Here is a 14,802-nt window from a genome sequence, read left to right on the forward strand (position 1 = left end):
ATGCGCCCGCACGGCCGTCGGTTAGAATCGCCAGCAATCAAACAGAAAGCTTCCCTCCGAGGGCAATCGAGCGATGAAGCAGCACGACAAGTACAACAACGAAACGAATCGAACCAACCACACCACGCGGCTCGTCTGGCGCATCGGCGCCGTCGCGGTGCTCGGCGCCGCCGCGGCCCTGTCGCTGCATGCGGGCGCGGCGCGCACGGTGAGCGTATCGCCGCAGGGCACCGTCACCGAAGTCCGGCAGAGCGTCGTCAAGTTCGACGAGCCGATGGTCGCGTTCGGCTCGGCTTCCGCGCCGAATCCCGCGCGCGTGACCTGCAACGATTCCACCGCCGCACGCGGCCAGGGTCACTGGCTCGACGACAAGACCTGGGTTTACGATTTCGAAAACGACCTGCCGCCGGGCGTGCGCTGCTCGGTTGCGCTCAACGATACGCTGCGCTCGGTCGCCGGCAACGCGGCCAGCGGCCCGCGCCGCTTCACGTTCCAGACGGGCGGCCCGTTCCCGGTGAACGTGCGCCCCGGCTCGCGCGAGATCGAGGAACGGCAGGTCTTCGTGATGAAGCTGAACGGCCCGGCCGAACCGCGCTCGGCGCTCGCGAACATCTGGTGCGAAGCGGCCGGTATCGGCAACCGCATTCCCGTCACGGCCGCCGATGACGATACGCGCAACGCGCTGCTCGATCATTTCGGGCTGAAGAAGGATGCCGCGCGCGTGCTGACGCTGTCGTGCGCGCAGGCGCTGCCGGCCAGCGCGAAGATGCAGCTCGTGTATGGCAAGGGGGTCGCGAGCCCGAGCGGCATCGCGAACGAAACCGAACGGCGCTTCGATTTCACCGTGCGCGCGCCGTTCGCCGCGAGCTTCTCGTGCGAACGCGAGAACGCGAAGGCGCCGTGCACGCCGCTGCGCCCGCTCACGCTGTCGTTCAACGCGCCGATCTCGCGCAAGAACGCCGAGGCGATCAAGGTGCGCGGCCCCGACGGCTCGCTGTCGCCGACCTTCGCGGCCGACGACCACAGCGAGGAAGTGACGACCGTCACGTTCAACCCGCCGCTGCCCGCGCAGGCCGGCCTGACGATCGAGCTGCCGTCGGGCCTGCGCGACGTGACCGACCGCGCGCTGTCCAACGCCGACCTGTTCCCGCTGGCGACGCGCACCGCGCCGATGCCGCCGCTCGCGAAATTCTCGTCGGGCACCTTCGGGATCATCGAGCGCTTCGCCGAACCCGATACGCCCGCGCTCGTGCCCGTCACGCTGCGCAACGTCGAGGCCGACCTGCATATCGCGGGCCTCAACGCGGGCGGCGCCCAATTCGCGAACCTGAAGGTCGAGAACGACACCGCGATCCGCCAGTGGATGCGCACCGTCGACCGCTTCGACAACTGGTCGATGACGGCCGGTTCGATCGACAGCCAGATTCCCGGCCTGCTGGAACGCAAGGGCCAGCACCCCGTCTACGTGCCGCTCCAGGCCGGCGAAAAGCAGCCCGCGGCGAAGGACCGCCGCATCGACGTGCGCTCGCTGTCGCTGCTCAAGGGCGAGCCCGGCGCGCAGGCACTGACGCTGCCGCAGGCCGACCCGAAGACGCTGCGCCCGTTCGAGATCGTCGGCGTGCCGATCGACAAGCCCGGCTTCTACGTGCTCGAACTCGCGTCACCCGCGCTCGGCCGCTCGCTGCTCGCGAAGCCGTCGAGCATGTACGTGCGCACCACCGTGCTCGTCACGAACCTCGGCGTGCACCTGAAACAGGGCCGCGAGAACAACCTCGTGTGGGTCACGACGCTCGACAAGGGCAAGCCCGTGCCGAATGCGCAGATCCGCGTGTCGGACTGCAACGGCGACGAGATCGCGGCCGGCAAGACCGACGCGCAGGGCCTGCTGAAGATCGACGGGCCGTTCGAGCCGAAGCACGAATGCAGTTCGTCCGAGCGCTTCGACGACTACTTCGTGTCGGCACGCGTCGACGATCCGAAGACGGGCCCCGACATGGCGTTCGTCAGCTCGGGCTGGAACCGCGGGATCGAATCGTGGCGCTTCAACGTGCCGACCGACACCGACAGCGCGCCGACCGTGCGTGCGCACACGGTGTTCGACCGTACGCTGCTGCGCGCGGGCGAAACTGTGTCGATGAAGCATTTCATCCGCACCGAGACGCTGCAGAGCCTCGCGTTCCCGTCGCAATACCCGACGCGCGTGACGATCCGCCATCTCGGCACGGGCCAGACGTACAAGCTGCCGCTCACGTGGGCCGCTGACCACAGCGCCGATACGCAGTTCACGCTGCCGCCCGCCGCGAAGCTCGGCGAATACAGCGTCGAACTCGAAGGCGGCCCGGAAGACGCGCCGACCGCCACCTATTACAGCGGCAGCTTCCGCGTCGAGGCCTTCCGCCTGCCGGTGCTGAAGGGGTCGATCGGCGCGCGCGACGCGCAGAAGAGCCCGCTCGTCGCCGTGAAGGAAGCGCCGCTCGCGGTGCAGATCGACTACGTGTCGGGCGGCGGCGCATCGAACCTGCCGGTGCAGGTGTCGGCGCTGATGAAGTGGGCGTCGCCGCCGTTCGCGGATCGCTTCGAGGATTTCAGCTTCACGCCGTATCGCCCTGACAAGAGCGACGGCAACGCCGACGACGATTCGCAGGACGGCGACAACGCGTCGGCGTCGAACAACGATCCCGACGCGACGAAGCTGATCGCCGACAAGCTGCCGCTGACGCTCGACCGCAACGGCGCGGGCTCGGTCACGCTCAAGGGCCTGCCCGACGTCGACGCGCCGAAGCGCATCGCGCTCGAAGCGACGTTCGCGGACCCGAACGGCGAAGTGCAGACGATTCGCGGCGACACGATCCTGTGGCCGGCCGCGGTGGTGGCCGGCATCAAGGCCGGCCGCTGGGTGTCGGTCGGCCAGCGCGTGCCCGTGCAGGCGCTCGCAGTCGACCTGCAGGGCAAGCCGCGCGCGTCGGTGCCGATCGAGATCAAGGGCGTCGCGCACATCACGACGTCGTCGCGCAAGCGGATGGTCGGCGGCTTCTATGCCTACGACAACAAGAGCGACACGCGCGACCTCGGCGTGCTGTGCTCGGGCAAGACCGACGACAAGGGCCGCATGGCCTGCGACGCGACGCTCGAACAGGCCGGCAACATCCAGCTGATCGCGGTCGCGAAGGACGGCGACGGCCGCACGTCGAACGCATCGACGTCCGTGTGGGTCACGCGCGAGGACGAACTCTGGTTCGGCGGCGACAACACCGACCGGATCGACGTGATCCCGGAGAAGACTTCGTATGAACCGGGCGAAACCGCCCGCTTCCAGGTCCGGATGCCGTTCCGCTACGCGACCGCGCTGGTTGCGGTCGAGCGCGGCGGCGTGATGGAAACGCACATCGTCGAGCTGAACGGCAAGAACCCGACCGTCGACCTGAAGGTCGGCGAATCGTGGGGGCCGAACGTCTACGTGTCGGTGCTCGCGCTGCGCGGCCGGATTCGCGAAGTGCCGTGGTACTCGTTCTTCACGTGGGGCTGGAAAGCGCCGGTCGAATGGGCGCGCGCGTTCTGGCGCGAAGGCCGCCACTACGAAGCGCCGACCGCGTTCGTCGACCTGTCGAAGCCCGCGTTCCGCTACGGCCTCGGCGAGATCAAGGTCGGCACGGGCGTCCATCGTCTCGGCGTGACCGTGACGACCGACGCGACGCGCTACACGGTGCGCAGCAAGGCGCAGGCGCACGTGAAGGTCACGCTGCCGAACGGCCAGCCCGCGCCGGCCGGCACGCAGATCGCGGTCGCGGCCGTCGACGAGGCGCTGCTCGAACTGATGCCGAACAACAGCTGGGACCTCCTCGACGCGATGCTGCGCCGGCGCGCGTACGGCGTCGAGACGGCCACCGCGCAGATGGAAATCGTCGGCCGCCGCCACTTCGGCCGCAAGGCCGTGCCGGCGGGCGGTGGCGGCGGCAGCGCGCCGACGCGCGAGCTGTTCGACACGCTGCTGCTGTGGAATCCGCGCGTGACGCTCGACGCGAACGGCAGCGCGACCGTCGAGGTGCCGCTGAACGACGCGCTGACGCGCTTCCGGATCGTCGCGATCGCGGCGGTCGGCCCCGACCGTTTCGGCACCGGCAGCACGTCGATCCGCAGCACGCAGGACCTGCAGCTGATCTCCGGCCTGCCGCCGCTCGTGCGCGAAGGCGACGCGTTCCGCGCGCAGGTCACGCTGCGCAACACGACCGACCGCGCGATGCAGGTCGTCGTGACGCCTCGCGTGACCGGCCTCGACGTCGCGCCGCAAACCGTGTCGCTCGCGGCCAATACGGCGACCGAGGTCGCGTGGACGATCACCGTGCCCGAGCAGGCGCTCGACGCGGCCGGTGCGCTGAACTGGCGCATCGAAGCGGCCGAGCAAGGCGGCAAGCGCGCGTCCGACGCGCTGGCGGTGGCGCAGAAGGTGGTGCCCGCGCTGCCGGTGACCGTGCAGCAGGCGACGCTCGCGCAGGTGGACGGCACGCTGACGGTGCCGGTGGCCTCCCCGGCCGGCGCCGCGAACAACGCGCAAGGCTTGCCGCGCGGCGGCATCGCCGTGTCGCTGCAGTCGAAGCTCGCCGACGGGCTCCCCGGCGTGAAGCGCTGGTTCGAGCGTTATCCGTACCGCTGCCTCGAACAGCAGACGTCGCGCGCGATCGGCCTGCACGACCCCGCACAATGGCAGGCGCTGGTGGCACGCATGCCCGTCTACCTCGACAGCGACGGGCTCGCGAGCTACTTCCCGCCGTCGTCCGACGATTCGCACTACGGCAGCCCGACGCTGTCGTCGTACCTGCTCGTGGTGTCCGACGAGGCAAGCCGTCTCGACCCGCGCTTCGCCCTGCCGGAAGACCTGCGCACGCAGCTCGAAGCCGGGCTCGCGCGCTTCGTCGACGGCCGCATCGAGCGCAACGCGTGGGCGCCGCGCCAGGATCGCGACCTGCGCAAGCTCGCCGCGATCGAGGCGCTGTCGCGCTACGGCGCCGCGCAAGGCCGCATGCTCGGCTCGATCGAGATCGCGCCGAACCAGTGGCCGACGTCGGCGGTGATCGACTATCACGCGATCCTGACGCGCGTGAAGGACATCCCGCAACGCGACGAGAAGCGCGCGCAGGTCGAACAGATCCTGCGGGCACGCCTCACGTACCAGGGCACGCAGCTCGTGTTCTCGACCGCGCGCGACGACGACCTGTGGTGGCTGATGACCAGCAACGAGACCAATGCGGCCCGTCTCGCGCTGGAATTCGCGGGCGACCCGGCGTGGAAGGACGAGATGCCGCGCGTGACGGCCGGCCTGCTCGCGCTGCAGCGCCAGGGTGCATGGCAGACGACGACGTCGAACGCGCTCGGGCAGCTCGCGGTCGAGCGCTTCTCGCGCACCTACGAGAGCACGCCCGTCTCCGGTGCGACGAAGGTCGCGCTCGGCGGCGACGCGCGCTCGATCTCGTGGTCGCAGGCGCCGGCGCCCGCCGATACGCCGGCGTCGGCCACCGCGGCCACCCGCGCCGCCGCCGCGCGCAGCGTGATGCTGCCGTGGCCGCGCGCGACGCAGGCGCCGGCCACGCTGTCCGTCACGCAAGACGGCACGGGCCGCCCGTGGGCGACGATCGAGAGCCTCGCGGCCGTGCCGCTGCGCGCGCCGTTCGCGGCCGGCTACCGGATCACGAAGACCGTCACGCCCGTGTCGCCCGCCGTCAAGGGCGTGCTGACGCGCGGCGACGTCGTGCGCGTGCATCTCGACATCGACGCGCAGAGCGACATGACGTGGGTCGTCGTCAACGATCCGATCCCGTCCGGCGCGACGATCCTCGGTTCGGGCCTCGGCCGCGATTCCGAAGCGGCGACGCAGGGCGAGAAGACATCGGACGGCACGTGGCCGGCCTTCATCGAGCGCGACTTCGACGGTTATCGCGCGTACTACGATTACTTGCCGAAGGGCAAATTCTCGGTCGAGTACACGGTACGGCTGAACAACGTCGGCACGTTCGGGCTGCCGCCGACGCGCGTCGAGGCGCTGTACGCGCCGTCCGTCTACGGCCTGTGGCCGAACCCGCCGATGACCGTGAAGCCGGCCGACGCGGGCAAGTCGTGAGCACGTGATGATTGATCTGGTCTTGCCGCGGCCGGCGCGTTTCGCCGGCCGCGTATTCGTCGCCGTGGTGCTGGCCGCGCCGCTCGTCGCGCATGCGCTGCCCGGCTACGACGACGTGCGCCGCAACTGGCGCAGCTCCGACTGGGTGCTGCTCGCGCGCGACGGCACGCCGCTGCAGCGCACACGCGTCGACCTCACCGAACGGCGCGGCGACTGGGTGTCGCTCGCGGACGTATCGCCCGCGTTCCGCGAGGCGATCGTCGTTTCCGAGGACAAGCGCTTCTACGAACACAGCGGCGTCGACTGGCGCGGCATCGCCGGCGCCGCATGGGGCAACCTGTGGAACGAGCGCACGCGCGGCGCGTCGACCGTGACGATGCAGCTTGCCGGGCTGCTCAGCGATTCGCCGCGCCGCTCGGGCCAACGCTCGTTGCCGCAGAAGGCCACGCAGGCAATGAACGCGCTGCTGCTCGAACGCGGCTGGCGCAAGGACCAGATCCTCGAGGCCTACCTGAATCTGGTGCCGTTCCGCGGCGAGACGGTCGGGCTCGGCGCGCTGTCGCAGGTGCTGTTCGGCAAGGCGCCGTCCGGCCTCGACGCGCGCGAAGCCGCGATCGCGGCCGCGCTCGTGCGCGCGCCCAACGCGACGCCCGCGAAGGTCGCCGAGCGCGCCTGCCGGATCCTGCACGACATGCATGCCGAGCAGGCGTGCGCGTCGCTCGACGGCTACGTGCAGCTCGTCACCGCGCGCCCGGCCAATGCCGTGCGCGACGACGGCGCCGCCCTCGCCCCGCACTTCGCGCGCCGCATCGCGACCGAGGTCAGGCCGGCGGCCGGTGCGCAGGTGCGCACGACGCTCGACGCACCGCTGCAGCGCTTCGCGCGCGACACGCTGATGCGCGCGCTGACCGAACTCAACGCGCCTGCTCACCGGCGCAACGTGCAGGACGGCGCGGCCGTCGTGATCGACAATGCGACCGGCGAGATACGCGCATGGGTCGGATCATCGGGGGCGTTGTCGAGCGCGCGCGATGTCGACGCCGTGCTCGCGCCGCGCCAGGCCGGCTCGACGCTCAAGCCGTTCCTCTATGCGCAGGCGCTCGACGAAAAGCGGCTGACGGCCGCGTCGCTGCTCGACGACGCGCCGATCAACCTCGCCGCCGGCGGCGGCCTGTACATTCCGCAGAACTACGACAAGGATTTCAAGGGCTGGGTGAGCGTGCGCAGCGCGCTCGGCGGCTCGCTGAACGTGCCGGCCGTGCGCACGCTCGTGCTCGTCACGCCGCACCGCTTCGCCCGCACGCTGACCGCGCTCGGCCTGCCGCTCGCGCAGGAAGGCGACTACTACGGCTTCAGCCTCGCGCTCGGGAGTGCCGACGTCACGCTGCTGTCGCTGACCAACGCGTATCGCGCGCTCGCGAACGGCGGCGTCGCGCGCAAGGTCGTCGACCTGCCCGCGCCGGCGTCCGGCGCGTCCGGCGCGTCCGGTGCATCGGCGCCCGCGCATGCGGACGGCGGCACGCGCGTATTCAGCGAAGCGGCCAGCTTCGTCGTCACCGATATCCTTTCCGACAACAACGCGCGCGTCCGCACGTTCGGCTTCGACAACCCGCTCGCGACGCGCTTCTTCTCGGCGGTCAAGACCGGTACGAGCAAGGACATGCGCGACAACTGGACCGTCGGCTTCACGTCGCGCTACACGGTCGGCGTGTGGGTCGGCAATGCGGACGGCTCGCCGATGTGGGACGTGTCGGGCGTCACGGGCGCGTCGCCCGTGTGGTCGGCCATCGTCGGCTACCTGCACCGCGACCTGCCGAGCCGTGCGCCGCGCGCGCCGGCCGGCGTCGAGACGCGCCGCATCACGTTCGAGCGCGACATCGAGCCCGCGCGCAACGAGTGGTTCATCGCGGGCACGGCGCTCGACACGATCCGCCTCGCCGCGCCCGTCACGCCGGGCAAGGACGGCGCGCGCGCGCCGCTGACGATCGGCGCGCCGACCGACGGCACGATCTTCGCGATCGACCCGGACATTCCGCCGAAGAACCAGCGGATCTGGTTCGAGCGCTCGGCCGGGCGCGCCACGAAGTTCGCGTGGCGGCTCGACGACAAGGTGATCGGGCATGCCGACCGCGTCGCATGGATGCCGTGGCCGGGCCGGCACCGGCTCGAACTCGTCGACGCGCGCGGGAATGTCGCGGATACGATCAGCTTCGAGGTGCGCGGCGCATTCGCGAAGACGGCCGCGCGCAAGCCCTGAGCGCATGGGCCAGCCGCTTGCCGACCGCGCCGCGCTGCCGCAAGGCGCGCGCCGCCGGACAGCGCGCCCGCCCGGCGGGAACGATGCATTCTCTCGACGTTTCCGGTCGACGCCCGGCATGACCCGTTCCGAACGGAACTGAAAGGATTCCGGCCCGACCCGCAAACGGGCAAGCAGCGCGCGGATCCGGAACCTAGAATAGGAACAGCGCCGCTACCCCGGGCGCACACCGGTTGCTCCCTTCTCCCGGACACCCGCGACCATGAACATTCGCCCTACGCGCTTCACCCGCCCCGCACTGGGCGCGCTCTGCGTCGCCACGCTCGCGGCGCTCCCGGCCTGCAACGGCGATGCCTGCTTCGGCGTCGATGTCTGCTTCAACAACAACACGCAAACCGTGTCGCTGTCGGGCACGGCCGCCACGGGCGACGCGCTCGCGAGCGCGCCGGTCGCGGTCAGTTGCGCGGTGGGCTCGGCCACGACGCTGACTGACGGCGGCGGCAACTACAACTTGACGCTGAACGCCGCTCTGCCGTGCGTGATCACCGTGACGTCGGGCGGCACGAGCCTGCATTCGCTCGCGTATGCGGGCGGCACCTTCAACACGACACCCGAGACCGAGCTGATGCTGGTCTATCTCGCCGCGCAGCTCGGCACGAACACGGCCGGGTTGATCGGCAATTTCCAGGGCAACCTGCACTTCCAGCAGGTGATGAACAGCCCGAATGCGGTGCAGGACGCGCAATCGGCGGTCGTGACGAATCTGCAGCAGCGTTATGCGCTCACGCTGGTTACGCCGGCATTCCTGACGACGTCGTTCGTGGTTGGGCAACCGGGTGTCGACAGCGATCTCGTCGCGCTGGCCAAGGCCGGTGCGATCGATTCGAACGGGCTGCCGGATCCGGTTGCCGTGTCGCTGCTGACTCAGGCGGGCGCCGCGCATCCGCTGTAGTCGGACCGCCGCGGGAACGGATCGGGCGTCAGGCGCCCGCTTCGCGCGTATCGTCGGCCAGCAGCGCCCACCGTTCGTGGTCGCACCATGCGCCGCCGATACGCAGATAGCGCGGCGAAAAACCCTCTTTCCGGAAACCAAGCCGCCGAACCAGCGCGATCGACGCGTGGTTGCCGGGCTGGATGTTCGCTTCGAGCCGATGCAGCCCGAGCTCGCCGAACGCGACGCCGATCGCCGCGCGCAGCGCGTCCGTCATCAGCCCCTTGCCGCTGAATGCCGCCATCCCGTAGTAGCCGAGATACGCGCTCTGAAACACGCCACCGACGATCTCGTTGAGGTTCACCACACCGGCTACCGCCCCGGACGTCCGCTCGCGCGCGACGAGGCCCACATTCGGCCCCGTCAGGCAGCGCGAGAACCATTGGTCGAATCCCGCCTGGTCGGAGAACGAATCGACCCACGGCAGATGGTGGCTCCGGCTCGCGCGATTGGCGGCGATCAGGTCGGCGGCGTCGGTACGCGCGACACGGTTCAGCAGGATCAGGCTCATGGTTCGGTCGGATGCGATGGATTGCGCGGGTGGTCCGGCAAGCGCGGCCGGTCGCCCGCGTTCGTTCAACGAAACGCTTACGCGGCTTCCCCGCTCCCGCACGCGACCGGCGCGGCCTGCTGCTGCGTCAGGTACCGCAGCAGCTTGGTCACCATCCACACGACGATGAACGACAGCGCGACGAAGAACACCGCGAGCGGCGTCAGCACGTGGATCGACACGAAGCCGGCCAGACCCATCATCGCGGACGACACGAGCAGCAGCGCACAACCGAGGATCGCGCTCGTCAGGCCCGCGATATGCGGAAACAGCGAATTGCCCTTGGCCATCAGCGTCGGATACATCGCGCCCGCGCAGAAGCCCATCACGAGCACCGGCGTCGCGAGCGTCCACACGCGCAGGCCGACGGTCAGCGCCAGCACCAGCATCGCGACCGACGCGCCCGCCATCACGCGCGCGCCGATGCGCAGCCGCTGCTCGGCGCTCGGCAGCCCGCGCCCGTGAATCCGGTTCGACAGCCCGCCGAGGAAATACATCAGCCCGATGCCGAGCGCGAGATAACCGAAGAAGGTCGGCGGCTTGTGCAGCGTGGTCTGCACCATGAACGGCCCGACGATGTTGAACACGAGCAGGATGCTGTAGCACAGCCCCTGCGCGAGGAAGCAGCTCTGGAACACCGGGCTCGCCAGCACCTTGCCCGCATTCGCCATCAGCGTGCGCGGCTCGAGATGCACCGGTTTCGGCAAGGTTTCTCGATAGCGCCACAGCAGCGCCCACATCACCAGCGAGTAGACGAGCAGGAACACGAGGCAGGCGCGCCAGCCGAACCATGTCTGCAGGTGCGCGCCGATCACCGGCGCGATGATCGGCGCGAGCCCCCACGCGATCGACATGTACGTGAACGCGTGCATCAGCGCCTGGCCGGAGAACGAATCGGTGATGATCGCCTTCGCGAGCAGGTTGGTGGTCGCGATCCCGAAACCCTGCAGGCAGCGTGCCAGCACGAAGGTCTCCAGATTCTGCGCGCCGAGCGACAGCAGGCAGCCGATCGTGTAGATCACGAGCCCGAACGCGAGCACGCGCTTGCGCCCGTACGCATCGGCGATCGGGCCGAAGATCAGCTGGCCGAGCGCGTAGGCCGCCATGTAGCCGGACACGCTCGACTGGATCGCCTGCGGCGTCGTCGCGAACGAACGTGCCATATCGGGCAGCGCGGGCACGTAGATATCGATCGCGAGCTGACCCGCGGACGCGAACAGGCAGATCAGGAATAGCAGGAAGCGCGGCGAGTTCGACTCGCGCGCGGGGGTGGGCGTGGCGTTCATGACGACTGGGAAGGATGTCGGGCAGCGGTGACGCAGCCGCGCGATGTTCGAATTGCGAACACGCGTGCGGTCGTGGCGAATGGCGTATTGTGCCTGTTGTTGCGTCAGGCGACAGGATGCCCCTGGCGCGGACGCGGTTGAATGCCGATTGCGGCACACCTGGAAATGCACTAACGCCGGGGCGATTTCGATCGTCACGGCCCCGGCCGCACGCGGCCCGGAAATCGGCGCATGGCGCGCCGCTCGCTCCCATCCTCGACACCGCCGGCATGCGCCGGCGGTTTTTCGTCGCGATACCGCGATCAGTACGGCATCAGATCAATACTGCGCCTGGTCCGTCGGATTCCTGAACAGCTGCTTCATTTCCGCCGACAACGGATAGTTGAGGCTCACGCCCTTCGGCGGAATCGGTTGCGTGAACCACTGGTTGTAGAGCTTCTCGGCCGCGCCCGACGTCTGCAGCTTCGCGATCACGCCGTCGACGACATGCTTGAACGCCGGATCGTCCCTGCGCATCATGCACGCGTAGTTCTCGTGCACGAGCGGCGTGCCCGCCACCGTATACGCACCCGGGTTGCGATCCTTCGCGATCTCGCCGTACAGCAGCGGCTCGTCCATCACGAACGCGACCGCGCGCCCGGTCGTGACGTTCATGAACGCTTCGGCGTGATCCTTCGCGCTGATGATCGTCATGTTCATCGCCTTTTCTTCGTTGAGCTTGCGCAGCAGGCGCTCGTCCGACGTGCCGGCCGTCGTTGCGACCGTCTTGCCGGCCAGGTCCGCGAAGTCCTTCACGCCCGAATCCTTGCGCGTGCTGAAGCGGATCCCGTACAGAAAGATGCTGTTCGAGAACGCGGCCTGCTTCTGCCGTTCGAGCGTGTTGGTCGTCGATCCGCATTCGAAATCGATCGTCCCGTTCTGCAGCAGCGGAATCCGGTTCTGCGACGTGATCGGAATTTCCTTCACCGTGAGGTTCGGCAGGTTCAACTCCGTCTTCAACTGGTCGATGATGCGCGACGAGATGTCCCGCGAGTAGCCGATGTTTTTCTGCTGATTGTCCGAATACGAGAACGGCACCGACGATTCGCGAATGCCCAGCGACACGATGCCCGTGTCCTTGATTTTCTTCAGCGTACCGGTGAGGGCCTGCGCATGCGCGGGGCCCGCCAGCGCACAGGACAGCGCGACGGCCAGCCAACGGAAGCGGCGATCCATGCTTTTCTCCTGACGAAAGGTTGATCGAATCGCGATCGTACGCCCGACAAAATTCGCGTCGCATCAGGGAAAGCGTAAACAACCTTCCAGCGTGGCCGGGCCGTGAAAGACGTTTTCCGTGCCGCGCAAACCGGCCCGCGCCGCACGTTTCGCCTGACCCGCCGCGCGCGGTCTCGCCGCACCTTTTGTGCCATGCGTTCCAAACGCGCGTTCATGCCGCAAAGCAGCAACGTAATCGTTTGCGCGCCCCAGTTTTTTTCTCGCGAAATCGCCTCAAGAACCCGCCACGCCGGCCGTTACCCAGAGCATGGCGCGTAGCAGCAACCCTCCTGCTGCCGTCAGACAAAAAACGACGAGGTCCGGTTTTGCCGGACCCAGCTTCACCGCCGGCACGACGGTTATCTACGAGGATCGAGTTTCAACATGAGAGCCAAACGTTTCAATTTCGCGCTGGCCCGCTCCGCTCATGCGCGCATGCTCGCCGGCATGTTGTCTGCCGCCGCCCTCCTGCCCCTCGCCGGTTGCGGCGGAGGCGGCGGCGGCGACGGCAGCAACCCGTCTTCTTCCAACGCCGCACCGGCACCCGCGCCGGCCCCCGCCCCGACGACCCCACCCGCCACGACCGGCAGCAATGCATGCGCGACGCAGCAGGCCGCCGTTCAGATGGCTGCGCAGGCGGCACCGGTCGAACCGCCCGTCGATCACCTGATCGTCAAGCTGAAGACGCTGACAGCCACGCGTGCGATGGCGACCATCGACAACGGAACGCGGCTCGACGCGGTGATCCAGCGCTCGATGACGCGCTGGACGGCACCGGTGGCCGGCAGCGCACGCGCCTATGCAAGCACGGTTTCGCAACTGCCGCTCAACGTGCAGGTCGAACGGACGATCTCGAACGGCGCGGCCGTGCTGTCGCTCGGCCAGCGCATCGCAGCCACCGACGCGACCGCGCTCGCGCAGGCGTTCGCGGCCGATACCGACGTCGACTACGCAGAGCCGGATCATCCGATGGCGATCCGCGACACGCCCAGCGACCCGCTCTACAACCAGCAGTGGTACCTGTCCGACCCGACCGCCGGCATCGACATGTCGCCCGCGTGGAGCACGACCAAGGGTTCGCCCACCGTCGTCACGGCCGTGCTCGACACCGGCTATCGGCCGCATGCCGACCTCGTCGGCAACCTGCTGCCCGGCTACAGCTTCATCACCAACGTCAACACCAGCAACAACGGCCTGTCGCGCGGCCCTGACGCAACCGATCCGGGCGACTGGGTCACGCCGCAGGAACTCGCCAACGCCAGCGGCCCGTACTACCAATGCGCGACCCAGGCGAGCGACAGCAGCTGGCACGGCACGCGCGTGATGGGCGTGATCGGCGCGACCGCCAACAACGGTACCGGCATCGCCGGCATATCGTGGCTCGGCCGGATCCTGCCGGTGCGCGTGCTCGGCAAATGCGGCGGCGTGACGAGCGACATCGCCGACGGGATGCGCTGGGCAGCCGGCATCCCGGTGAACGGCGCCCCGACGAACCCGACGCCCGCGAAGGTCATCAACCTGAGCCTCGGCGGCGTTGGCGCGTGCAGCACGACGTTCCAGCAGGCGATCGACGATGTGACCGCGAAGGGCGTGACCGTCGTCGTCGCCGCCGGCAACGACGGCCTGTCGACCGGTCTCGACCAGCCCGCGAACTGCCGCGGCGTGATCAGCGTCGGCGCGACCGACGCGACGGGTCGCCGCGCATCGTTCAGCAACTTCGGCGCCGATGTCGCGCTGAGCGCGCCGGGCGTCAACATCCTGTCGACGTCGAACACCGGCACGACGACGCCGGGCACGGACACCTACGGCCTCGCGAACGGCACCAGCCTCGCGACGCCGCAGGTGACGGGCATCGCCGCGCTGATGCTGTCGGTGAACGGCAACCTCACGCCCGCGCAGATCCAGCAGAAGCTGCAAGGCGGCGCGCGCACGACCAAGCTGGCGGCCGGCACGTCGTGCACCGCGATGCCGGCAGGCTCGGGCATCGTCGATGCAGGGGCCGCCGTCGCGGCAGCCAACCAGTAACCGGCACCCTGCCTCGACGCGGCCGCGCGCATGCCGACCTGGCGTGCGCGCGGCCGTTTTGTTGCCGGCAGTGCGGCGATCCGGCGCGCGCGCATCGACCCGATTACGTTTCTCGAAATAACGCCTGACAAAAGGGTTGACGCTTCGCACAGCGAGCCATTACCATCGCTCCCGTCTAATTACATGGAGTGTTCTGTGAACACCGATGCGAGTTGTAGTTGGTGCTTGACCAACTCGACTGCTGCCTGAGGAAAACGCGCAGAGCCTCGTCTTCTGCCGCATCCCGGGAAGCAGGATGCGGCGTCCTTCCGGCCTGACTGGCCAGAT

At 68.9% G+C, this 14,802-nt stretch carries 7 protein-coding genes; 4 read left to right on the forward strand and 3 right to left on the reverse strand.

All coding sequences use genetic code 11. The annotated features are described in order from the left end of the window. The first annotated feature begins 73 nt into the window (after positions 1-73). The 3 genes from ACN22W_RS23445 to ACN22W_RS23455 all read left to right on the forward strand — a co-directional run bounded on the left by ACN22W_RS23445 (position 74) and on the right by ACN22W_RS23455 (position 9,321). Positions 74-6,112 (forward strand): alpha-2-macroglobulin family protein, encoded by a 6,039-nt coding sequence (locus ACN22W_RS23445; RefSeq protein ID WP_419689585.1) that lies wholly within the window; start codon positions 74-76, stop codon positions 6,110-6,112. 7 nt (positions 6,113-6,119) lie between these two features. Next, positions 6,120-8,369: a penicillin-binding protein 1C gene (pbpC, locus tag ACN22W_RS23450; protein WP_419689586.1), complete on the forward strand. Its 2,250-nt coding sequence runs from the start codon at positions 6,120-6,122 to the stop codon at positions 8,367-8,369. A gap of 262 nt (positions 8,370-8,631) precedes the next feature. Further along, positions 8,632-9,321, forward strand: coding sequence for a hypothetical protein (locus tag ACN22W_RS23455; protein ID WP_419689587.1), 690 nt, complete (start codon positions 8,632-8,634; stop codon positions 9,319-9,321). 28 nt (positions 9,322-9,349) lie between these two features. Here ACN22W_RS23455 and ACN22W_RS23460 read toward each other — a convergent pair whose 3' ends face one another. The 3 genes from ACN22W_RS23460 to ACN22W_RS23470 all read right to left on the reverse strand — a co-directional run bounded on the left by ACN22W_RS23460 (position 9,350) and on the right by ACN22W_RS23470 (position 12,411). Then, complete coding sequence (locus tag ACN22W_RS23460; RefSeq protein WP_419689588.1) at positions 9,350-9,871, reverse strand: GNAT family N-acetyltransferase; 522 nt, start codon at positions 9,869-9,871, stop codon at positions 9,350-9,352. A gap of 77 nt (positions 9,872-9,948) precedes the next feature. Beyond that, the gene (locus tag ACN22W_RS23465) at positions 9,949-11,196 is read right to left on the reverse strand and encodes a multidrug effflux MFS transporter (protein ID WP_419689589.1); all 1,248 of its coding nucleotides are present in this window, start codon (positions 11,194-11,196) and stop codon (positions 9,949-9,951) included. Positions 11,197-11,514: 318 nt separating this feature from the next. Continuing rightward, positions 11,515-12,411 (reverse strand): glutamate/aspartate ABC transporter substrate-binding protein, encoded by an 897-nt coding sequence (locus ACN22W_RS23470; RefSeq protein WP_412024359.1) that lies wholly within the window; start codon positions 12,409-12,411, stop codon positions 11,515-11,517. Between the two features lie 423 nt (positions 12,412-12,834). Between ACN22W_RS23470 and ACN22W_RS23475 the strand changes: the two genes are divergently transcribed. Beyond that, a complete protein-coding gene (locus ACN22W_RS23475) occupies positions 12,835-14,475 on the forward strand; it encodes a S8 family peptidase (protein WP_419689590.1) in 1,641 nt (546 codons plus the stop codon). The last annotated feature ends 327 nt before the right edge of the window (positions 14,476-14,802 follow it).

The organism is Burkholderia theae (genome assembly GCF_048565265.1).
GTDB lineage: Bacteria > Pseudomonadota > Gammaproteobacteria > Burkholderiales > Burkholderiaceae > Burkholderia > Burkholderia theae.

Bases quoted from the DNA above. Each gene is read 5' to 3' on its own strand.
- ACN22W_RS23445 (WP_419689585.1), top strand. From the start codon at position 74: ATGAAGCAGCACGACAAGTACAACAACGAAACGAATCGAACCAACCAC.
- ACN22W_RS23455 (WP_419689587.1), top strand. From the start codon at position 8,632: ATGAACATTCGCCCTACGCGCTTCACCCGCCCCGCACTGGGCGCGCTC.
- pbpC (WP_419689586.1), top strand. From the start codon at position 6,120: ATGATTGATCTGGTCTTGCCGCGGCCGGCGCGTTTCGCCGGCCGCGTA.
- ACN22W_RS23460 (WP_419689588.1), bottom strand. From the start codon at position 9,871: ATGAGCCTGATCCTGCTGAACCGTGTCGCGCGTACCGACGCCGCCGAC.
- ACN22W_RS23465 (WP_419689589.1), bottom strand. From the start codon at position 11,196: ATGAACGCCACGCCCACCCCCGCGCGCGAGTCGAACTCGCCGCGCTTC.
- ACN22W_RS23470 (WP_412024359.1), bottom strand. From the start codon at position 12,411: ATGGATCGCCGCTTCCGTTGGCTGGCCGTCGCGCTGTCCTGTGCGCTG.
- ACN22W_RS23475 (WP_419689590.1), top strand. From the start codon at position 12,835: ATGAGAGCCAAACGTTTCAATTTCGCGCTGGCCCGCTCCGCTCATGCG.